Source organism: Yersinia sp. SCPM-O-B-9106 (C-191) (assembly GCF_026183365.1).
Taxonomy (GTDB): domain Bacteria; phylum Pseudomonadota; class Gammaproteobacteria; order Enterobacterales; family Enterobacteriaceae; genus Yersinia; species Yersinia rochesterensis.
Genome location: NZ_CP110791.1, coordinates 3,095,441 through 3,116,947, shown reverse-complemented (window position 1 = coordinate 3,116,947; position 21,507 = coordinate 3,095,441). Strand labels below are relative to the sequence as shown.

Genomic DNA, 21,507 nt, shown 5'->3' with positions numbered 1-21,507 from the left:
TTAAGGAGGGCATTTATACCCTGTTTTCTACTGGCTTAATGTTAGGGCCAGACCAATGACAAAGAAAAAGGCCGCTGAGTTTAGACTGAGCGGCCTTTTTAGTCTGACATTATTTATTGCGAATAAGGTTTATTTCACCTTATGGTCAACCGCATGTACATGTTCTAAATCTTCATTTTTCCGGCTAAAGCGGCGGCGAACCACCACGAAGAACACCGGAACAAAGAAGATAGCCAGTACTGTCGCGGTTATCATACCGCCCATTACACCGGTACCGACCGCATTCTGTGCACCAGAACCTGCACCGCTACTGATAACCAGCGGCATAACCCCAAGGATAAAGGCCAGTGAGGTCATCAAGATTGGACGCAGACGCATACGCACTGCTTCTAAGGTTGATTCCACCAAACCTTTGCCTTCTTTATCCATCAAGTCCTTAGCGAACTCAACAATCAAGATGGCGTTCTTGGCCGATAGCCCAATGGTGGTCAATAAGCCCACCTGGAAGTAAACGTCATTTTCCAGCCCACGCAGAGAGGCGGCAATTAACGCACCGACCACACCCAGTGGTACCACCAACATCACAGAGAATGGAATTGACCAGCTTTCATACAACGCAGCCAGACACAAGAAGACCACAATCAGCGAGATGGCATACAGCGCTGGCGCTTGGTTACCCGACAAACGTTCCTGATAGGACATGCCCGTCCAGTCATAACCCACGCCGCTTGGTAATTTAGCGGCCAATTCTTGCATCAGGTCCATAGCTTCACCGGTACTTTTACCCGGAGCGGCCTGACCCAGAATTTCCATGGATGGTAAGCCGTTATAACGTTCCAGTCGTGGTGAGCCGTATTCCCATTTGGCAGTGGAGAAGGTGGCAAATGACACCATCTGACCTGCATTATTACGGACATACCACTTATCAATATCACTCGGTAACATACGGAATGGAGCATCCGCCTGCACATAAACTTTCTTCACACGACCGCGGTCGATAAAGTCGTTTACATAGCTGCCGCCCATGGCGGTACCCAAGGTAGTATTGATATCAGAAATTGCCACGCCCAGCGCTTGTGCTTTTTCCTGATCTACTTCGACTTTGAACTGAGGCGTATCTTCCAGCCCGTTTGGCCGCATACCCACCAGCATATCCGGGTGTTGTGCCGCCATACCAAGCAGTTGGTTACGGGCTTCCGTTAACTTCTGATGCCCCACGTTACCTTGGTCAATTAACTGGAAGTCGAAGCCGGTAGCGGTACCCAATTCCACAATCGCCGGCAAGTTAAAGGCGAAGACCAAACCGTCTTTAATTTGCGAGAAAGCAGCAGAAGCACGACTCACAATGGCCGGAACTTTGTTTTGCTCGCCAGGGCGTTCATCCCAATTTTTCAAACTCACGAATGCCAGACCGGTATTCTGACCTTGACCGCTGAAACCGAAGCCGTTAACCGTAAATACAGAGTTAACCACGTCTTTTTCTTTGTCGAGATAATAGTCAGTAACCTGATTCAGCACTTTCTGAGTTCGTTCTTGGGTCGCACCCGCAGGCATTTGTACCATGGTCAGGAACACGCCCTGATCTTCTTCCGGCAAGAATGAAGAGGGTAAGCGCAGGAACAACACGCCCATACCAATCACAATAGCCAGATAGATAACCAAATAACGGCCGGTGCTGCGCAGGATATTGGCAACACTGTCGGTATAGTGGTGGGTACTGCTCTCAAACATGCGGTTAAACCAACCAAAGAAGCCGGTTTTCGGGCCATGTTCGCCTTTAGCGATAGGTTTCAACATGGTGGCGCACAGTGCTGGGGTCAGAATTAATGCTACCAGAACCGAGAGCACCATGGCCGAAACGATGGTAATAGAGAACTGACGATAAATCGCCCCGGTTGCGCCGCCGAAGAAGGCCATCGGAACAAATACGGCAGAAAGCACCAACGCGATCCCCACCAATGCACCCTGGATTTGCTCCATGGATTTCTTAGTGGCTTCTTTCGGCGGTAGCCCTTCCTCTTGCATCACACGTTCGACGTTCTCGACGACGACGATGGCATCATCCACCAATAGCCCTATCGCCAACACCATCCCGAACATCGTAAGAGTGTTTATCGAATAGCCAAAGGCGGAAAGAATGGCGAACGTCCCCAGCAATACGACCGGTACCGCAATGGTTGGAATCAACGTTGCGCGGAAGTTTTGCAAGAACAGATACATCACCAAGAACACCAGGATGATAGCTTCGACCAGCGTCTTAACCACTTCGTTAATGGAGATTTTAACGAACGGTGTGGTGTCGTACGGGTAAACCACTTTCAGCCCTGCGGGGAAGAACGGCTGTAATTTTGCCAGTTCAGCTTTTACCGCAGCAGAGGTGTTCAGGGCGTTAGCCCCTGTCGCCAGCTTAATACCGATACCTGCCGCTGGCTTACCATTATAACGAGCAATAATGTTATAGCTTTCAGCACCCAATTGAACGATAGCCACATCTTTCAGGCGAACCTGTGAGCCATCAGTATTGACTTTCAGCATGATCTGGCTGAATTCTTCCGCATTGGTCAGACGGGTCTGAGCAATAATAGAGGAGTTCAGTTCTTGACCCGGCACTGGTGGCGTACCACCTAATTGCCCTGCGGCAACCTGGTTATTCTGTACTTTGATCGCGTTGATAACATCAACCGGCGTCAAACCGTAGTTATTCAGTTTATGCGGGTCCATCCAGATACGCATCGCGTATTGGGAACCGAATAACTGAACATCACCTACCCCCGTGGTACGGCTGATCGGGTCTTTAACGTTAGAACCGACATAGTCAGCAATATCTTCTTGCAGCATGGTGCCGTCTTCAGAAATAAAGCCGGCAACCATCAGGAAGCTACTACTGGACTTTTCAACGCTCACACCTTGCTGCTGCACTTCTTGCGGCAGTAATGGCATGGCTAATTGCAGTTTGTTCTGGACCTGAACCTGCGCGATATCGGGATCAGTGCCGGAGTTAAAGGTCAACGTCAACTGAACGTTACCGGAGGAGTCACTGCTGGAAGACATGTACAACAGGTTATCGATACCGTTCATGTTCTGTTCGATAACCTGCGTAACTGTATTCTGCACAGTCGTCGCATCGGCGCCAGGATAGTTGGCGGAGATTGTAATTGCCGGCGGCGCAATGGTCGGATATTGCGCAACAGGTAATTTCATTATCGCAAGGGTACCGGCTAACATGATTATGATAGCGATAACCCAAGCGAAAATAGGGCGATCTATAAAGAACTTAGCCATGAATTACCGGCTCCTTTTAAGACTTCTTCTCTGTATCAGCCGGGGCTGCTTTTTGCGCCGGGTCAGTAACTTCCTGCACTCTTACCTGCACACCCGGTCTGATTTTTTGCAAGCCGGAAACAATAAGACGATCGCCTGCTTTCAATCCGTCAGTCACCAACCATTTATTACCAATGGCTTGATTAGCAACCAGTGTACGCAATTCAACTTTGTCATCAGCTCCAACGACCATCGCCGTTGCTTCGCCGCGAGGGTTACGTGTTACACCTTGTTGAGGCACTAATAGTGCATCAGGGCGGACACCTTCATCCAGACGGGCACGGACAAACATCCCTGGTAACAGCGTTTCATTCGGGTTAGGGAAGATAGCGCGGATAGTGATAGAACCGGTGGTTTCATCCACAGTCACACCAGAGAATTCCAACGTACCGGTTTCTGCGTATTCAGCGCCGTTTTCCAGTAACAAGCGAACTTTAGCTTTACCGTTTTCTTGTTTGAGCGTGCCATCAGCCAGCTCTTTTTTCAGACGCAGGAACTCATCACTTGACTGAGTAACATCAACGTACATCGGGTCAAGTTGTTGGACTGTTGTCAACGCGGTTGCCTGGCCACTGGTCACCAATGCACCTTCAGTCACTGAAGATTTACCGGTACGACCACTGATTGGCGAGGTCACATGAGTATAAGCCAGGTTAATACGGGCACTTTCTACCGCTGCTTTTGCTGCCAGAACGGAAGCATTGGCTTGCATAGAGTTAGACACCGCTTGGTCATACTCTTGCTTACTGATGTAGTTGGTGCCGAGCAATGGTTTGTAACGATTAACGGTCAGACGAGCGATTTCAGCGGCAGCTTGTGCTTTAGCCAAGTCACCTTTTGCGCTGTCATAAGCGGCCTGATAAGTTGCTGGATCAATTTGATAAAGTGATGTTCCGGCGGTGACATCACTGCCTTCAACATAGTTACGTTTAAGAATAATACCGCTAACTTGCGGGCGAACTTCTGCAACACGGAATGCGGACGTACGGCCAGGCAATTCAGTTGTGATATTCAGTGGCGCTGCTTTCAATGTCACAATGCCGACTTCAGGTGCCTGTTGAGCATGGGCTTGCACCGCATCTTTATCATTACATCCTATAAGTACTAAGCTGCCTGAAAGTACCAGAATTGCAGCCAGAGGCATTACCCCTCTGTTTTTGCTCATAGATAAACCTCAAGTGTCCGATTTTTAATTTCATTCAATGGATCACAAGCTTTAAAACCCATTGCTGCGTAAATTATATGTGCGTGCTATGGTACATACATTCGTGAATGTATGTAAATCACACCCCCCCGAAAAAACAACACTATGGCACGAAAAACCAAACAGCAGGCCGAAGAGACCCGGCAACACATTCTAGATGCCGCAGTGCGGGAATTTTCTGCGCACGGTGTTTCCGGTACTTCACTTGCTGATATTGCTGTCGCTGCGGGAGTTACCCGTGGCGCAATTTACTGGCACTTCAAGAATAAGGTAGACCTGTTTAACGAAGTTTGGGAGTTATCAGAGTCTAATGTCGATCAGCTCGAATTAGAGTATCAGGCAAAATATCCTGATAATCCACTCCGTATTCTGCGTGAAATACTCATTCATGTGCTTGTTTCTACGAGTGAGGATTGTCGCCGCCGCGCGTTAATGGAAATTATATTCCATAAATGTGAATTTGTCGGGGAGATGACCTCTTTCCATGATGCACGCAAAGTTCTTGATTTAGCTAGTTATGAGCGAATTGAGTCTGTTTTGCAAGGCTGTATTGATGCTCATCAACTCTCCGTCAATCTTGATACTCACCGTGCTGCGATTATCATGAGAGCCTATATTACAGGTTTGATGGAGAACTGGCTTTTTATGCCAGAAAGTTTTGATATAAAACAAGAGGCACCGATATTAATTGATGCTTATCTGGAGATGCTAACCCACGGGGTTTCATTGCTAAGAAAGACATAGGATTAACTGGAGATGTTTATATGAGCGATAAAACGAGTTCACTGGTTGTTATTGCCAATGGTGCTGCATATGGCCAGGAGTCGCTATTTAACGCGCTGCGTTTATCTATTACATTGAAAGAACAGCAGACAAACCTCGATTTGCGCCTATTTTTAATGTCTGATGCCGTTATTGCCGGTCTTAATGGGCAGCAGCCCCGAGAGGGTTATAACTTACAACAGATGTTGGAAATCCTTACGGCACAAAATGTCCCGGTTAAACTATGTAAAACCTGTGCGGATGCCCGTGGTATTAGTGAATTAGTCTTGGTTGATGGTGTAGAGATTGGGACTTTGGTTGAACTGGCTCAATGGACACTGGCGGCCGAGAAAGTTCTGACGTTTTGAGCAGTAAAAGAAAAATGCCTATTGATGCTCTAATAAACCATTATTTCGGGCTGTTACATTTGATTCCGTCGTAAGTGCGTAACTGCCCGCATTATTACAGCTATTCACGCTCTGAAAGACTTTTCTTATTATGACTCGAGACTGAACGTGATAGGATTTCAGCCTCTCTGTTGAAATGAAGTTCAAATATGAGCAGCAGATTTCACAATCCATATTTTTTACCATTTTCTTTGTCGGTTTCTTTGCCAACAGGCGCGTTTTTACTACGTCTGCGGACAATGATTATCTTGCTTATAATTGCATTGCTATTTTCGCCGTCACTTTTCGCTGCTGGAATGAATATAGATGTGCCGACACGCAATGAAGTGCTGAGCCAACTGGATGCATTATCAAAGCAAAAAATACTGTCGCCAGCTGAAAAGTTATCGCAACAGGATCTGACAAAAACGCTGGAATACCTTGATACTATTGAGCGTACCAAGCAGGAAGCCAGTCAACTTAGACAACAATTAGCACAGGCCCCGGCGAAACTACGGCAAGCGACTGACGGACTGGATGCGCTTAAAAATAATTCAGCGGATACTCTGACTCTAGAGTCCCTGGCAAACTATTCATTGCGCCAGTTGGAATCACGTCTAAATGAGACACTGGATGATTTACAATCTGCCCAAGAAGACCTCTCAGCTTATAACAGCCAGCTAATTTCCCTGCAAACTCAGCCAGAACGCGTGCAAAGTGCGATGTATAACGCATCGATGCGTTTAATGCAGATTCGCAATCAACTCAATGGATTGGCTCCGAAGCAAGAAGTTTTGCGGCCGACCCAACAACAAGCGCTATTGACTGAGCAAGTCATGCTAAACGCGCAGCTAGATTTGCAGCGTAAAAATCTGGAAGCTAATACGACGTTACAAGATTTGCTGCAAAAACAACGAGATTACACGACTGCGCACATTAACCAACTGGAGCGTAATGTCCAAATACTGCAAGAGGTAGTAAGCGGAAAACGGTTAATTATTTCAGAGAAAACAGCCAAAGAAGCGCAAGTCCCCGATGATGCTACTGATATTCAAAATGACCCATTAGTCAGCCGTGAATTGGCGATTAATAAAGAGTTGAGCCAGCAGTTGATTAATGCCACTAAAGAAGGCAACACACTGGTACAACAGAATATCAGAGTTAAAAACTGGCTGGATCGTGCTCTGCAATCTGAACGCAATTTAAAGGAACAAATTACCGTTTTACGCGGCAGTTTGCTGCTTTCTCGTATTCTCTACCAGCAGCAGCTCAATTTGCCGACGTCCGGTTTGATTACCAATATGGGGCCGCGTATTGCCGATTTGCGCCTCGAACAATTTGAAATTAATCAGCAGCGTGACCAGCTATTTCAAGGGGATGACTATATTCAAGCCCTAATGACTGACAGTAAAGAGAAAGTCAGCCCTGATGTAGAAGACGCGTTGGGGCAGATAGTCGATATCCGACGTGAACTACTGGACCAGTTAAATAAACAGCTGGGTAACCAACTGACACTGGCGATTAATCTGCAAATTAATCAGCAGCAATTATTGAGTGTCAATGAGTCACTGCAACACACGCTGACACAGCAAATATTTTGGGTCAGCAGCAATAAACCCATGGATTGGTCTTGGCTGAAAGCATTGCCGAGTGCATTAAAAACTGAACTGAGCAGTTTTAACTTTACCCTATCATGGGATGACGTATTAGCCGGTTTAACTAAGTCGTTGGTATTCCTGATACCCATGCTGATTGTGGTGGGTGTAATCCGCTCACGCTACAACATGATTAATAAATATTTAGATAGATTGGCCTCTGACGTCGGGCAATTAAAGCATGATAGCCAAATGCACACACCTAAAGCCATTTTACTCACTTTGCTGAAAGTGCTGCCCGGGGCTTTGGTTATTTTGGGGGTAGGCTATTGGTGTTTACGTTCAGACTTCAATCTCAGCGATTTATTCTGGATCTTCTCCCAACGCTTGGCCCTGTTCTGGCTGGTGTTTGACCTGACATATCGTATGCTCTCACCAGGTGGTATCACTGAGCGGCACTTTATGATAGCGGCTGACCGATGTGCGCATTATCGGCGTCAAATGGTGCGTTTGGGCGTTGCATTGCTGCCCGTTATCTTCTGGTCTGCTCTGGGAGAAAAAAGCCCACTTCGATTGGTAGATGATGTTCTCGGGCAAGTTGTTATTGTCATTGCATTGGCACTATTGGCCTTGTTCGTCTATCCATTCTGCCGTGATAGCTGGCGTGAGAAAGATTCCCATGCGGTACGACTAGTGATAGTGACGGCAATAGCGGGAACACCGATCATATTGATTGGGCTAATGATTGCCGGATATTTCTACACCACACTGCAACTGGCTGGCCGCTGGATTGATAGTCTCTATTTATTATTTTTGTGGAATATCGTTTATCTGACAGCCATTCGTGGATTAGGGGTTGCAGCGCGGCGTTTGGCTTACCGGCGCGCCATCGCCCGGCGACAAAATCTGGTGAAAGAGGGCGCAGAGGGAGGGGAGCCGGTAGAAGAACCCCCATTGGCATTAGAACAAATTAACCAGCAATCATTACGTTTGACGACTATGGTCTTGTTCCTGATTTTTGCCACCTGTTTCTACGCAATCTGGGCTGATTTGATAACAGTTATCTCCTATCTGGACAGTATCTCTTTGTGGCATTACACCACCACCGTGGCGGGGGCGAGTGTCGTGCAGTCTGTCACCTTGGGGAATATGTTAGTGGCTTTGATGGCATTGGTGGTGGCTTATATTCTGACGCGCAACCTGCCAGGTTTGCTTGAAGTGGTGATTTTATCGCGGTTACAACTGCGCCAGGGGACTTCTTACGCCATTACCACCATTTTGACTTATCTGATCACCGCCATTGGTGGGATAACGGCGCTTAGCTCACTTGGGGTTTCGTGGGATAAACTACAGTGGTTGGTTGCGGCTCTATCGGTTGGTTTGGGGTTCGGCTTACAAGAGATTTTTGCCAACTTTGTATCGGGTTTGATCATTTTGTTCGAACGGCCTGTGCGTATCGGCGATACCATTACTATCGGCACCTTCTCGGGTAATGTTAACAAAATACGCATCCGTGCCACGACGATCACTGATTTTGACCGTAAAGAAGTCATTATTCCGAATAAGGCCTTTGTAACCGAGCGGCTGATCAACTGGTCTCTATCCGATACCGTTACCCGAATTATTATTAAAGTCGGGGTTGCGTACGGCTCTGATTTAGCAAAAGTAAAAGAAATATTGCTAAAAGCAGCCCATGAAAATCCTCGGGTCATGACGGACCCTGAACCTCATGTGTTCTTCCTTAATTTTGGCGCTAGCACTCTTGATCATGAGTTGCGTGTGTATGTACGTGAATTACGGGACCGTAGTTATACAGTGGATGAATTGAATAGCACGATTGATAAGTTATGTCGTGAGAATAACATTAATATTGCATTCAATCAGTTAGATGTGTATTTACACAAGCCCGACGGCACTGAAATTCAGGAAGTAAGTCGACCGTTTGATGCCCAAGGTTTACCTTCCGTACCATCTGAAAAGTCTGCGATGGGGGATACCAAACCTGATTTGCCGGATATCAATAAGCCACTTGCTTAAGGTTATCTCACGGGGTGAGATTGATAAACTCAATAACTCACCTTGCAATGATTCACAGCAAGGCGATATGTGCTCGTATCGCCTTGGCTGCACATCAAAACAAGCTTGTTAATCAGGCACTTTATTATGCAGCTTGCGCTGATAATCAAGTTGCACGATAGCCAATGCTGCCAATGCCGTTTCCGGCGCTATCTCATTGCATTCCAGCAAGTAGATAAGATCTACTGCCAGTTGCAGTTCTGGTGATGCTTTTTCAACTGACATAATCTGGCCAATATTTGATTTTCAGTGAGTTAGAAAAGTCGGGTGAGGATACCTTGCTGCCGGTATTCACCTGACTTGATTTCAATCCATCTACCTAATAGATTTTAAGCAGTACAACGGCGGCAAGTGAAAGAACCCGATAAGCTCATATAAGCAAGGGATTTGGGAGATTGAGTCCAGTCAGCACACCTGCAACTTGATAGTCGGTAGATATAAAACATTATAGAAAAGTATTCGCTATCGAAACCCTAATGATTCAAAAAATGTGATAAATATTCAAAAACCGTTCTCTTTCTTCTCAATACTGCGCTCTATTTTTATCAGCGCCTGCCGGCAACGCATTAAACGTCCCTCTAGTGCGGCAAGTTCTTTCTGTATTTTTTGCTGCTCAGTTAATAAATTTTGCTTACCAAGTTGGCTTTCTCTGTCCTGAATCATAGACAGTATTCGCCGCTCATAATCTTGATGTTCAGCCAGCTTGTGGTAAGGATCCAATTTATTATACTTGGGCTCAGGATTGGATTTTCTTAGCTTCTGTGTCGCTAACTCTCTTTGTAAGGCGGAGATTTGTGCAACCAATTTCTCAGCCAAGAAAGCGACCTGCTGCGTGCGATTGTCTGCAACGACCTGTTTCAACTGTGCCATATTTTTATGAATTTCCAGTAGATAATCGCGAAAACGGTTACCATGATTACCAAATAAATTCAGGTCAAAACGCGCTTGCTGAGACGGAGTATTGGCTTGTGGGCCAACTTGTGCCGACAATGCCTCAATTTGGCTTTCAAGCACCTGCAATAGTTTTTCTGTACTCATGGCGCTTCTCCTGGAAATTTTTCCGCCAGCTTGCCTTTGAATGCCAGTGGTTACAAGCAAGGTGATGGATAAAGCGGTATTTTGAACCAATAATGCTAAGAATACCCATTGATGCTAATGAGCGCATGCGTTAATGATAAAGGCACATTAATGAATGCTATGATAAAGGGCGTTTATGTCTCGTTGGTTGTTGATAGCTTTAGGTTGGCTCGCCGTGGTTTTGGCCACCTTAGGTGTCGTGCTTCCTCTTTTACCCACTACGCCATTTTTACTACTGGCCGCGTGGTGTTTTGCACGTTCCTCTCCCCGCTTTCATCATTGGCTGCTTCATCGTTCATGGTTTGGTGGTTATATTCGCACTTGGCAACAACATCGAGCTTTGCCCCCCGGCGTTAAATGGAAAGCAATATCGGTCACCATCCTTACTTTTGCCGTTTCACTTTGGCTGGTGAACATTTGGTGGGTCAGAAGCTTATTGTTGGTGATATTAACGCTATTATTGATATTTATGTTGCGGATGCCAGTTATTGACCTATCGCAACAAAAAAGGCACTGAGTCGTTCACATCAGTTGCATTTTTATGCCAGTTTGCATAGATTTGAGCGTTTTCGTGCGCGGGATCTTCCCTCGCTGCGCCCTTAGCGTTAAGGGGGCAGGCATTTACTCTGTCGACGTGTGGCGAGTAGATAAAATGAGTTACTCAATTGATGCCATTTTAACATCGATTGACCGCGCTTTAGTATGTACAGCAGTTTTACCAGGCACAAATTATGACCGCTACTGCACCTAATACAGCACAACAGCTTGAATATATTAAAAACAGTATCAAAACTATCCCCGATTATCCAAAAACGGGAATACTGTTCCGTGATGTGACCAGCTTGCTGGAAGATCCATTAGCCTACGCCGCCAGCATTGAGCTGCTGACTGAACGCTATCTGGATAAGGGCGTGACTAAAGTCGTGGGTACTGAAGCCCGTGGTTTTTTGTTTGGTGCGCCAGTAGCTTTGTCTCTTGGGGTTGGTTTTGTGCCAGTTCGTAAGCCCGGCAAATTACCACGTGCAACCATCAGCGAAAGCTATGAGTTAGAATACGGTACTGACAAGCTTGAAATTCATACTGACAGCATTCAACCGGGCGACAAAGTCCTGGTTATTGATGATTTACTGGCTACTGGCGGGACGATTGAAGCGACGGCTAAGCTCATTCGTCGACTGGGTGGTGAAGTGACTGATGCTGCGTTTGTGATTAATTTACACGATCTGGGTGGTGAAAATCGCCTGAATGACCAAGGCATTACTTGCTACAGTCTGGTTGAATTCGACGGCCATTGATTGTACTGAAAATATCAGCCTCGCTGTCAATAGTGAGGCTGTGTTAGCATGACCCTCTATATTATTCAACTTCTCCGGTATTAATGAGCTATCAGGTCCTTGCCCGTAAGTGGCGCCCCAAAACGTTTGCAGACGTCGTTGGTCAGGAACATGTCCTGACGGCGTTGGCTAATGGCCTTTCATTAGGGCGAATTCATCACGCCTATTTGTTCTCTGGCACCCGCGGGGTAGGTAAGACTTCTATAGCCCGGCTGTTGGCCAAAGGGCTTAATTGCGAAACGGGTATTACTGCTACCCCTTGTGGCACCTGTGCGAACTGCCAGGAAATCGAGCAAGGCCGTTTTGTTGACTTGATCGAAATTGATGCTGCCTCTCGGACTAAAGTCGAAGATACCCGAGAACTGCTGGATAATGTTCAATATGCGCCAGCCCGTGGCCGCTTCAAGGTCTATTTGATCGACGAAGTTCATATGCTGTCACGGCACAGTTTCAATGCATTACTGAAGACTCTCGAAGAGCCGCCAGCCCATGTGAAATTCCTACTGGCGACGACAGATCCACAGAAGCTGCCCGTCACCATTCTGTCCCGTTGTTTGCAGTTTCACCTTAAGGTCATTGATGTTGAGGTGATTCGTGCCCAGCTCGAAAAAATACTGTTAGCCGAGCAAATCAGTAGTGATGCTCGCGCATTACAATTACTAGCACGAGCCGCTGATGGCAGTATGCGAGATGCACTCAGTTTGGCCGATCAAGCTATTGCGATGGGGGATGGTCATGTTACGACCGCTACCGTCAGCCAAATGCTGGGAACATTGGATGATGAACAGCCATTGGCCATTATTGAAGCGCTGGTGACTGCGGATGGCGCGCGAGTGATGGCTCAGTTGGAGCAAGCGGCGTCACGGGGTGTTGACTGGGAAAACCTATTAGTCGAAACCTTGAGTTTACTGCACCGCATTGCGATGGTGCAGTTATTGCCATCCATGCTGGATAATCACTACGCCACCATTGAACCTCGACTACGCGAGTTGGCGCGAACACTGCCGCCGACTGATATTCAGCTGTACTACCAGACATTGCTGGTGGGGCGAAAAGAGTTGGCATATGCCCCGGATCGCCGCATGGGGGTTGAAATGACCCTATTGCGCGCATTGGCGTTTCACCCTAAAGCGATAATTGCCGAGCCGCAGATTACCGAGCGGCAAATGGTGCCGGTCAGTGCTCCTTCGGCCCAGGCCGATAATACGCAGCCGCGCCCTATAGAAGCGCCGAACTATGCTCAACAGGTGCCGCAGCACGAGGCTCCGCCATTAGGTGCCGTTGCACCGGTCAATACCGTGCTCCCAGATTCCACGGCGCAATTACTTCAAGCGCGCACGCAGTTATTGCGGCAATCGGGGACGACCACACCAAAAAAGAATGAGCCGGCGGCGCCAGGAAAAGCGCGGCCGGCAAACTCAGCATTGGAGCGCTTAGCTTCGGTGACTGAGCGTAGCCAGCAGCGCCTGGCGGCTAAATCTACGGAAGAAAAAAAGCCAGCGAAGAAAGAAGCTTATCGTTGGACGGCGCAGAATCAACCGGAGGTATCGGCTGAGCCTGTTGCTACACCAAAAGCATTGCGCTCTGCGTTGGAGCATGAAAAAACGCCCGAACTTTCTGCTAAATTGGCTCAAGAGGCGATGGCGCGAGACCCATGGGCAGCAGAGATAGGTAAGCTACAAATCCCTAAATTAGTGCAGCAACTTGCGCTGAATGCATTTAAAGAAGAAATAGAACCGGGTAATATTTGCCTTCACTTGCGTTCTGCCCAGCGCCATTTGAACTCGCCTTCGGCGCAAAAGGCACTGGCAGAGGCATTGAGCGAATTACACGGGAATGCTGTCACACTTAGCGTTATCGAAGATGATAGTCTGGCGCAGCGTACTCCGTTGGAATGGCGGCAGGCCATATATGAAGAAAAGCTGGCACAAGCACGCCAGTCAATTATTGCGGATAATAATATTCAGACACTGCGTCGTTTCTTCGACGCCGAACTGGATGAAGACAGTATCCGACCGGTTTAACCGCTGCGATAAGTGCATGGTGCACTGACGCGGCCCCTTGCTATGAGAGATGACTATGTTTGGTAAAGGCGGTATTGGCAATTTAATGAAGCAAGCCCAGCAGATGCAGGAAAAAATGCAGCAGATGCAGGAAGAAGTCGCCAAATTGGAAGTGACCGGTGAATCTGGCGCGGGCTTGGTAAAAGTAACCATCAATGGGGCGCATAACTGCCGCCGGGTTGAAATCGACCCAAGCTTGTTGGTTGAAGAAGATAAAGAAATGCTGGAAGATTTGATTGCTGCTGCATTGAACGACGCTGCTCGCCGTATCGATGAAACGCAAAAAGAGAAAATGGCTTCTGTATCCAGTGGTATGCAATTACCACCAGGCTTTAAGATGCCGTTCTGATGCAAACCAGTCCACTCCTTGAGTCATTAATGGAGGCGTTGCGCTGCTTGCCGGGTGTAGGCCCGAAATCAGCGCAGCGGATGGCATTCCAATTGCTACAACGTGACCGTAGTGGCGGAATGCGTCTGGCGCAGTCTTTGACTCGGGCAATGTCCGAAATCGGCCACTGTACTGATTGCCGTACATTTACCGAGCAAGACCATTGCACGATATGTTCTAACCCACGACGGCAGCAAAATGGCCAAATCTGTGTGGTCGAAAGCCCGGCAGATATCCATGCTATCGAGCAAACCGGCCAGTTTGGTGGGCGTTATTTTGTGCTGATGGGGCATTTATCCCCCATGGATGGTATTGGCCCCGTTGATATTGGGTTAGATTTGCTGGAAAAACGGCTTGAAACTGAAACTATCACCGAAGTCATTTTGGCGACTAACCCGACAGTCGAAGGGGATGCTACCGCCAACTATATCGGCCAAATGTGCGGCCAATATGGGGTATTAGCCAGCCGTATTGCGCATGGCGTGCCGGTGGGGGGCGAGTTGGAAATGGTTGATGGCACCACCTTATCCCACTCGTTAGCCGGGCGAAATCCGATTAAGTTTTAATTTCATTGAGTCACGATCCCCTTAAATCTGGTGGGCGATTGTTTTGTTATTGATTATCATATGAATAATCTCATTCGTGATGTTCAGTAAATCGCCCCCGATTCTCTGTTTTTTCAGTATGTAGACTTGAAAGCCCCCGCGATTGACCCCATCTGATCCTCATTGTTCGGTTTTATCTATACCCATCGTCTTTCAAATTGCAGGTGTGTTGGCTGTACTCGTTCACCCGAATGACTGACTGGAATCAGCTCATAGGGCTTACGGGTTTGTCGCCGTCCTGTATTTTTGAGATCTATAGGGTAAATCTGTCGGTAATTTGGATTGAGGTAATTAATGAGTATGAAAGGTCAAGAAACCCGTGGATTTCAGTCAGAAGTCAAACAGCTTCTCCATTTGATGATTCACTCGCTTTATTCCAATAAAGAAATTTTCTTGCGCGAGCTTATCTCCAACGCCTCTGATGCGGCAGATAAACTCCGTTTCCGCGCGCTATCTCAGCCAGAATTATTTGAAGGTGATGGTGAGTTGCGTGTGCGTTTATCTTTTGATAAAGAAAAGCGTACTTTGACCCTAAGTGATAACGGCATTGGCATGAGCCGTGAAGAAGTCATTGATAATCTTGGTACTATCGCGAAGTCAGGGACTAAAGCATTCCTTGAATCTATTGGTTCAGATCAAGCTAAAGATAGTCAATTAATCGGCCAGTTTGGTGTGGGCTTCTATTCTGCTTTCATCGTGGCAGATAAAGTGACTGTTCGTACCCGCGCAGCTGGCGCACCAGTAGATGCTGGCGTGTTCTGGGAATCAGCAGGTGAGGGCGATTACACCATCGCGGATATCACCAAAGAAGATCGCGGTACAGAAATCACATTGCACCTGCGCGAAGGTGAAGATGAATATCTTGATGACTGGCGTTTGCGCTCTGTTATCAGCAAATATTCAGACCATATTGCACTGCCAGTCGAAATCCAAAGTAAAAATGAAGAAGATGGCACGGTAACCTGGGAGAAAATTAACAAAGCCCAGGCATTGTGGACGCGCGGTAAAGCGGAAATAACTGACGACGAATACAACGCATTCTACAAGCATATTGCCCATGACTTCACTGACCCACTGATTTGGAGTCATAACCGCGTAGAAGGTAAGCAAGAGTACACCAGCCTGCTGTACATCCCGGCGCAAGCGCCTTGGGATATGTGGAATCGTGACCACAAACACGGCTTGAAACTGTACGTCCAGCGCGTGTTTATCATGGATGACGCAGAGCAGTTTATGCCAAATTATCTGCGGTTTGTCCGTGGCCTGATTGATTCCAATGACCTGCCGCTGAACGTTTCGCGTGAGATCTTGCAAGACAGCCGCGTGACTCAGAACCTGCGCAGCGCGCTGACCAAACGTGTGCTGCAAATGTTGGAAAAACTGGCTAAAGATGATGCTGAGAAATATCAGCAGTTCTGGCAACAGTTCGGTATGGCACTAAAAGAGGGGCCAGCTGAAGATAGTAGCAACAAAGAGATTATTGCCAAGTTGCTGCGCTTTGCTTCAACCCATACAGACAGCTCCGCGCAGACTGTGTCATTAGAAGATTATGTCAGCCGTATGGCCGAAGGGCAGGAGAAGATTTATTACATCACGGCTGATAGCTATGCTGCGGCTAAGAACAGCCCACATCTGGAACTGTTCCGTAAAAAAGGTATTGAAGTCTTACTGTTATCCGATCGCATTGACGAGTGGATGATGAGTTACCTGACTGAGTTCGATGGCAAAGTCTTCCAGTCAGTCAGTAAAGCGGATGATTCACTGAACAAACTGGCTGATGAAGAGCGCCCAGAGCAGCAAGAAGCAGATAAAGCGCTGGAGCCTTTTGTTGAGCGTGTGAAAACCCTGCTGGGTGAGCGAGTTAAAGATGTCCGCCTAACACACCGCCTAACGGATACACCGGCGATTGTCACCACGGATGCGGATGAAATGAGCACGCAGATGGCGAAATTGTTCGCAGCTGCTGGCCAACAAGCACCGGAAGTGAAATACATCTTTGAATTGAACCCAGAGCACGGTTTAGTCAAACGCGCCGCTGATGTTGCGGATGACACTCAATTTGCTGAATGGGTTGAGTTATTACTGGATCAAGCGCTCTTGGCTGAACGAGGTACCTTAGAGGATCCTAACCAGTTCATTCGCCGTATGAACCAGCTACTAACTGCTTAATTTAGTATTAGAACGCCTCGAGCAGATAATGTGCTCGGGGCGTTTTTTTTATTTAATTTCAAACTATTATAGTTATATTTCGCTAGGCTTTTCCTGATCCAATCCCACGGCTTCGGCTCGCGCGCCTTGAGCCAACCCCCCTGAAAATGGTAAGGTTGCTTGTTTTCCGCATTTTCGATTTATTTAAGTAAAAACACATAGAAAAACTACATAGCAAGGGGATTTACGCAATGCGTATCATTCTGCTGGGCGCTCCGGGCGCTGGTAAGGGTACTCAGGCTCAATTCATCATGGAGAAATACGGTATTCCGCAAATCTCTACTGGTGATATGTTGCGCGCCGCTGTAAAAGCAGGTTCTGAGTTAGGTCTGAAAGCGAAAGAAATTATGGATGCCGGCAAGCTGGTCACTGATGAGCTGGTCATTGCATTGGTTAAAGAGCGCATTACACAGGACGATTGCCGTGACGGTTTCCTGCTAGATGGGTTCCCACGTACTATTCCTCAAGCTGATGCCATGAAAGAAGCCGGTATCAAGGTTGATTATGTGCTGGAATTTGACGTTCCGGACGATCTGATTGTTGATCGCATTGTCGGGCGTCGGGTACATGCTGCTTCAGGTCGTGTTTACCACATTAAATTCAACCCGCCTAAAGTTGAAGATAAAGATGATGTAACCGGCGAAGAACTGACCATCCGTAAAGATGATCAAGAAGCCACTGTTCGTAAACGTCTGATCGAATATCATCAGCAAACTGCACCATTGGTGTCTTACTATCGTAAAGAAGCTGATGCAGGTAATACGCAATATTTTAAACTGGACGGAACCCGCAAAGTAGCAGAAGTCAGTGCAGAACTGGCGACTATTCTCGGTTAATTCTGAATGGTAAGATAGCTAAGGCGGCCTAGGGTCGCCTTTATTATTTTACATGACCGGCTCCAAATAACGTTGTCAGATATTTTTCTGTTCGAATAAACGGCGTAAAACACAAAAGGACTCCTGCATGATGGAAAGTAAGCTTGGCGTACTGATGGTTAATCTGGGAACACCGGATGCCCCTACACCACAAGCGGTCAAACGTTATCTGGCCGAGTTCCTGAGTGACCGCCGGGTGGTAGATACATCGCGATTACTTTGGTGGCCATTGTTGCGCGGTATTATCTTGCCCATTCGATCACCGCGCGTGGCCAAATTATATCAATCTGTCTGGATGGATGAAGGCTCGCCTTTATTGGTCTATAGCCGTCGGCAGCAAAAAGCATTAGCGGCGCGTATGCCTGATGTCCCTGTTGAATTAGGTATGAGCTATGGTTCGCCAAATCTACCGGATGCCATTGATAAATTACTCGCGCAAGGTGTCACTAAGCTGGTGGTGTTACCGCTTTATCCACAATATTCTTGTTCGACAAGTGCGGCAGTATGGGATGCAGTGGCGCGAATTTTGAAAGGCTATCGCCGTTTACCATCGGTTTCTTTTATCCGGGATTATGCCGAGCATCCCGCTTATATCTCCGCTTTGAAACAAAGTGTTGAGCACGCTTTTGTTCAACATGGTAAACCAGACAGATTAGTGCTGTCTTTTCATGGGATTCCTAAACGCTATGCACAATTAGGGGATGACTATCCGCAACGTTGTGAAGATACCAGCCGTGCATTACGGGCTGAGCTAGAATTACCTGCGGAGCAAATTATGATGACTTATCAGTCTCGATTTGGCCGCGAGCCTTGGCTCACGCCTTATACTGACGAGACATTAAAAAGCCTACCTTCCCAAGGTATTAAGCATATTCAGCTCATTTGCCCCGGTTTTTCTGCAGACTGTCTGGAAACTCTGGAAGAGATTAAAGAGCAGAACCGAGAAATTTTCTTACATGCTGGCGGTGAGAAGTTTGAATATATTCCCGCGTTGAACGATGATGAAAAGCATATTGATCTGTTAGAGCAGTTGGTAAAACAAGAGATGGGTTAACTACCTTGGCATTCATGATTTTTTATGCATTGATTAGCACATCATCACCTGTTTTCCCCCAACCCTTTTGCTTGTAATGCCTGTTTAGATGTATAAGAATTAAGTATTTATAAAAAAGGCATGTCAGCATATTATGTAACCGTTTGTTATTATTGTTTTTTAAGTTTAACGGCATAATGAGTTTGAGAATAGTGCATTGGTAGCTGTAAGCCAAGGGCGGTAGCGTGTCCTGATTTTAGACTAACTATTTACAAATTTCTGCCCAAAATAGATTTTATGTTATGAGGATATGAGCTAATTAATATACTCAAGACTCATGAAGAAATAATTTAATCCAATAGCTGGAAATTTAAATGTCAGTCTTACGAAGAAATATTTTTTCTTTACTTTTGCTGCAAGGGAGTAATTATATTATTCCTCTTTTAACATTACCTTATCTGACTCGTGTATTAGGGGTAGAGGGATTTGGGGTCTATAGTCTTACACTTTCATTAGCTCAGTATTTTGTTATTTTAATTGATTTTGGATTTAATTTATCAGCATCAAAAAAAATAGCTGAACGCCAAGATGATCCAAGGTATATCTCTAAGGTTTTCTTTGAAACACTATTTTCAAAATCACTATTATGTTTAGTTTCAATTGTTATTGTGGTTTTACTTCTTGCTACAAATCCGCATGCAGTGATCCAACGAGAGTTAATTTATACAGGACTTATGTTGATTGGGACGACACTGATGCCAGTGTGGTTTTTCCAAGGAATAGAAAAGCTGTCTGTTGTGACAAATTTAATGATAGTTGCAAAGTTATCAATGTTGCCGCTGTTCTTTATATTTGTACATAGTGATGCGGATGTTAAGTATGCCGTAATGATTCAATCATCGATGAATTTACTAGCTGGTATTATAGCGATAGTATATATATATCGAAAAAAATTAGTCAGGAAAGTTAATTTTTCCAGTCTAAAAATTGCACATACGCTAAAAGACTCATTTCCAATATTTTGTGCGACACTTTCGATCAGCCTTTATACTATGAGTACTACAATTATCATTGGCATATTCAGTAATGTCTATGAAGTTAGTATATTCACGGCAGCAGATAGAGTAAAAGGTGCTATCCTTGGTGTTTTTCTGGTCTTAGGAAATGCATTTTATCCGAGAATAAATTCATTATTAGTCAATAAGAAAGAAGAAGCCTATGCTTTAATTAGAAAGATTTTTTATTGGCAAGGTGCATTATGCATAGTCATCACTCTATTTGTTATTATCTTTTCTAAACTAATTACTAGAATTATGTTTGGGCATGAATACTCAGAAGTATCTACCTTACTGATCTTATTCTCTCCCGTCTATTTATTAGTCATACAGTCAACTGTACTGGGTAATTATATTTTGTTACCTCATGGGCATAAGAAATCCTACACCATTTTACCCATGATTTCGGCAATAATTCATATTCCTCTCTGCGCATATCTGGCATCAAAGTATGGCGCATGGGGCGGAGTGTTTTCAATTATTGCTATTGAGACTTTATCATTTATATGCTTGATTGTCATTCTTAAGAGAAAGAACCTATTGTTTGAAATTCTTTCGAGAAATAAAAATGGATAATAAAAAACTACTCTCATTGATTATACCGGTGTTTAATGCAGAACAATATCTTGATTCATGTCTAAACTCTGTATTTACCCAATGGGATAATACATTAGAAGTCATAATTATTAATGATGGTTCAACGGATCAATCTGCCGATATAATAAAAAGATACAGTAAGAAATATGATTTTGTTTATATAACACAAGAAAATACAGGTATCTCTGTCGTTAGGAATACGGGAATTTCTGTTTCCACAGGGGAATATATCACTTTCTTAGATTCCGATGATCTGTGGTTTGATGGTATTTATCTAACTATTAAGAAAATTATTTTAGATAATTTACCCGATGGCATTATTTTTAATTATTCTGAAATTATCGATGATAAAGAGAATATATTTGAGTTAATAAAAGAAAATAAATTCACTATCGATGATATTGACGCCGTTAAATTAAAAATAGTTGAAAGTGAGATGTTTTATGTCTGGCGCTGTATTTTTAAAAGACGTATTTTTAATGGTATGGCTTTTGATATTGGCCGGCGATTTGAAGATCAATTATTATTACCTATACTGATTGATAAATGTAAAACAATATTTGAATGCAAAGATCTAATTGTTAAATATAGACAGATATCGAGTAGCATTACTAAGAATTTGAATGTATCAGACCTCGATGACAGTGAATTCGGACTTGTAAGATTTAGACACCAATACTCAAAACATAAAAGTAGATATTGGGCTGTAGTCTTAGCAAGCGTTTTTCTTTCTCATGTTTCAAAATGCGCCAGGACTTATCATTTTAATAAAGCTAGGGCATTAGACAGTTATAATAAATCTTATACTATCGTTTCATTGAAACCTATGCTCCATTCGAGGAAGTTAAAACCTATTTTATATTATATAGTTAAATATAAATTATTTTATAGACTGGTATCATCAGTTGAGAAAGAAGTGAGGAAGTAA

General features: G+C 45.3%; 17 protein-coding genes and 1 other annotated feature. Of the genes, 13 read left to right on the top strand and 4 right to left on the bottom strand.

The features are described 5' to 3' along the window. Nucleotides 1-129 precede the first annotated feature (129 nt). Both acrB and acrA read right to left on the bottom strand, forming a co-directional pair. Complete coding sequence (gene acrB, locus OP863_RS14215; RefSeq protein WP_145589720.1) at nucleotides 130-3,282, bottom strand: efflux RND transporter permease AcrB; 3,153 nt, start codon at nucleotides 3,280-3,282, stop codon at nucleotides 130-132. Between the two features lie 16 nt (nucleotides 3,283-3,298). Then, complete coding sequence (acrA, locus tag OP863_RS14210; RefSeq protein ID WP_038631561.1) at nucleotides 3,299-4,486, bottom strand: efflux RND transporter adaptor subunit AcrA; 1,188 nt, start codon at nucleotides 4,484-4,486, stop codon at nucleotides 3,299-3,301. A 144-nt stretch (nucleotides 4,487-4,630) separates the two neighbouring features. Between acrA and acrR the strand changes: the two genes are divergently transcribed. The 3 genes from acrR (at nucleotide 4,631) to mscK (ending at nucleotide 9,305) form a co-directional block, all read left to right on the top strand. Then, nucleotides 4,631-5,269 carry a multidrug efflux transporter transcriptional repressor AcrR gene (acrR, locus tag OP863_RS14205; protein ID WP_038631563.1) on the top strand — a complete coding sequence of 213 codons (639 nt, stop codon included), beginning with the start codon at nucleotides 4,631-4,633 and terminating at the stop codon, nucleotides 5,267-5,269. A 20-nt stretch (nucleotides 5,270-5,289) separates the two neighbouring features. Continuing rightward, nucleotides 5,290-5,655, top strand: a complete 366-nt coding sequence (locus tag OP863_RS14200) for a DsrE/DsrF/TusD sulfur relay family protein (protein ID WP_265525439.1) — start codon at nucleotides 5,290-5,292, stop codon at nucleotides 5,653-5,655. A gap of 188 nt (nucleotides 5,656-5,843) precedes the next feature. After that, nucleotides 5,844-9,305: a mechanosensitive channel MscK gene (mscK, locus tag OP863_RS14195; RefSeq protein ID WP_038631568.1), complete on the top strand. Its 3,462-nt coding sequence runs from the start codon at nucleotides 5,844-5,846 to the stop codon at nucleotides 9,303-9,305. 108 nt (nucleotides 9,306-9,413) lie between these two features. On the opposite strand, the gene rsmS is transcribed toward mscK, so the two are convergent. After that, the gene (gene rsmS / locus OP863_RS14190; protein WP_038631570.1) at nucleotides 9,414-9,569 is read right to left on the bottom strand and encodes a pleiotropic regulatory protein RsmS; all 156 of its coding nucleotides are present in this window, start codon (nucleotides 9,567-9,569) and stop codon (nucleotides 9,414-9,416) included. Nucleotides 9,570-9,845: 276 nt separating this feature from the next. Then, complete coding sequence (gene priC / locus OP863_RS14185; RefSeq protein ID WP_145591304.1) at nucleotides 9,846-10,382, bottom strand: primosomal replication protein PriC; 537 nt, start codon at nucleotides 10,380-10,382, stop codon at nucleotides 9,846-9,848. 175 nt (nucleotides 10,383-10,557) lie between these two features. Between priC and OP863_RS14180 the strand changes: the two genes are divergently transcribed. From OP863_RS14180 to OP863_RS14135, 10 genes are all read left to right on the top strand, one after another. Then, complete coding sequence (locus OP863_RS14180; RefSeq protein ID WP_038631574.1) at nucleotides 10,558-10,938, top strand: DUF454 family protein; 381 nt, start codon at nucleotides 10,558-10,560, stop codon at nucleotides 10,936-10,938. Between the two features lie 214 nt (nucleotides 10,939-11,152). Next, nucleotides 11,153-11,716: an adenine phosphoribosyltransferase gene (gene apt / locus OP863_RS14175; protein WP_038631577.1), complete on the top strand. Its 564-nt coding sequence runs from the start codon at nucleotides 11,153-11,155 to the stop codon at nucleotides 11,714-11,716. An 83-nt stretch (nucleotides 11,717-11,799) separates the two neighbouring features. After that, nucleotides 11,800-13,779: a DNA polymerase III subunit gamma/tau gene (gene dnaX / locus OP863_RS14170; RefSeq protein ID WP_265525438.1), complete on the top strand. Its 1,980-nt coding sequence runs from the start codon at nucleotides 11,800-11,802 to the stop codon at nucleotides 13,777-13,779. Continuing rightward, nucleotides 13,110-13,173 (top strand) — a sequence feature (DnaX frameshifting element). It overlaps the preceding gene by 64 nt. A gap of 55 nt (nucleotides 13,780-13,834) precedes the next feature. Continuing rightward, a complete protein-coding gene (locus OP863_RS14165) occupies nucleotides 13,835-14,167 on the top strand; it encodes a YbaB/EbfC family nucleoid-associated protein (protein WP_019081276.1) in 333 nt (110 codons plus the stop codon). Then, nucleotides 14,167-14,772: a recombination mediator RecR gene (gene recR, locus OP863_RS14160; RefSeq protein WP_265525437.1), complete on the top strand. Its 606-nt coding sequence runs from the start codon at nucleotides 14,167-14,169 to the stop codon at nucleotides 14,770-14,772. Before OP863_RS14165 ends, recR begins: the two co-directional genes overlap by 1 nt. Nucleotides 14,773-15,111: 339 nt before the next feature. Further along, nucleotides 15,112-16,980, top strand: coding sequence for a molecular chaperone HtpG (htpG, locus tag OP863_RS14155; protein ID WP_038639395.1), 1,869 nt, complete (start codon nucleotides 15,112-15,114; stop codon nucleotides 16,978-16,980). 230 nt (nucleotides 16,981-17,210) lie between these two features. Then, a complete protein-coding gene (adk, locus tag OP863_RS14150; RefSeq protein WP_038631585.1) occupies nucleotides 17,211-17,855 on the top strand; it encodes an adenylate kinase in 645 nt (214 codons plus the stop codon). A gap of 127 nt (nucleotides 17,856-17,982) precedes the next feature. Further along, nucleotides 17,983-18,948, top strand: coding sequence for a ferrochelatase (hemH, locus tag OP863_RS14145; protein ID WP_038631587.1), 966 nt, complete (start codon nucleotides 17,983-17,985; stop codon nucleotides 18,946-18,948). A 353-nt stretch (nucleotides 18,949-19,301) separates the two neighbouring features. Then, the gene (locus OP863_RS14140; RefSeq protein ID WP_265525436.1) at nucleotides 19,302-20,558 is read left to right on the top strand and encodes a flippase; all 1,257 of its coding nucleotides are present in this window, start codon (nucleotides 19,302-19,304) and stop codon (nucleotides 20,556-20,558) included. Continuing rightward, nucleotides 20,551-21,507, top strand: coding sequence for a glycosyltransferase (locus OP863_RS14135; protein WP_265525435.1), 957 nt, complete (start codon nucleotides 20,551-20,553; stop codon nucleotides 21,505-21,507). Before OP863_RS14140 ends, OP863_RS14135 begins: the two co-directional genes overlap by 8 nt.

Coding starts and splice junctions, on each gene's coding strand:
- acrB (WP_145589720.1), bottom strand. CDS start 3,282: ATGGCTAAGTTCTTTATAGATCGCCCTATTTTCGCTTGGGTTATCGCT.
- acrA (WP_038631561.1), bottom strand. CDS start 4,486: ATGAGCAAAAACAGAGGGGTAATGCCTCTGGCTGCAATTCTGGTACTT.
- acrR (WP_038631563.1), top strand. CDS start 4,631: ATGGCACGAAAAACCAAACAGCAGGCCGAAGAGACCCGGCAACACATT.
- OP863_RS14200 (WP_265525439.1), top strand. CDS start 5,290: ATGAGCGATAAAACGAGTTCACTGGTTGTTATTGCCAATGGTGCTGCA.
- mscK (WP_038631568.1), top strand. CDS start 5,844: ATGAGCAGCAGATTTCACAATCCATATTTTTTACCATTTTCTTTGTCG.
- rsmS (WP_038631570.1), bottom strand. CDS start 9,569: ATGTCAGTTGAAAAAGCATCACCAGAACTGCAACTGGCAGTAGATCTT.
- priC (WP_145591304.1), bottom strand. CDS start 10,382: ATGAGTACAGAAAAACTATTGCAGGTGCTTGAAAGCCAAATTGAGGCA.
- OP863_RS14180 (WP_038631574.1), top strand. CDS start 10,558: ATGTCTCGTTGGTTGTTGATAGCTTTAGGTTGGCTCGCCGTGGTTTTG.
- apt (WP_038631577.1), top strand. CDS start 11,153: ATGACCGCTACTGCACCTAATACAGCACAACAGCTTGAATATATTAAA.
- dnaX (WP_265525438.1), top strand. CDS start 11,800: ATGAGCTATCAGGTCCTTGCCCGTAAGTGGCGCCCCAAAACGTTTGCA.
- OP863_RS14165 (WP_019081276.1), top strand. CDS start 13,835: ATGTTTGGTAAAGGCGGTATTGGCAATTTAATGAAGCAAGCCCAGCAG.
- recR (WP_265525437.1), top strand. CDS start 14,167: ATGCAAACCAGTCCACTCCTTGAGTCATTAATGGAGGCGTTGCGCTGC.
- htpG (WP_038639395.1), top strand. CDS start 15,112: ATGAAAGGTCAAGAAACCCGTGGATTTCAGTCAGAAGTCAAACAGCTT.
- adk (WP_038631585.1), top strand. CDS start 17,211: ATGCGTATCATTCTGCTGGGCGCTCCGGGCGCTGGTAAGGGTACTCAG.
- hemH (WP_038631587.1), top strand. CDS start 17,983: ATGATGGAAAGTAAGCTTGGCGTACTGATGGTTAATCTGGGAACACCG.
- OP863_RS14140 (WP_265525436.1), top strand. CDS start 19,302: ATGTCAGTCTTACGAAGAAATATTTTTTCTTTACTTTTGCTGCAAGGG.
- OP863_RS14135 (WP_265525435.1), top strand. CDS start 20,551: ATGGATAATAAAAAACTACTCTCATTGATTATACCGGTGTTTAATGCA.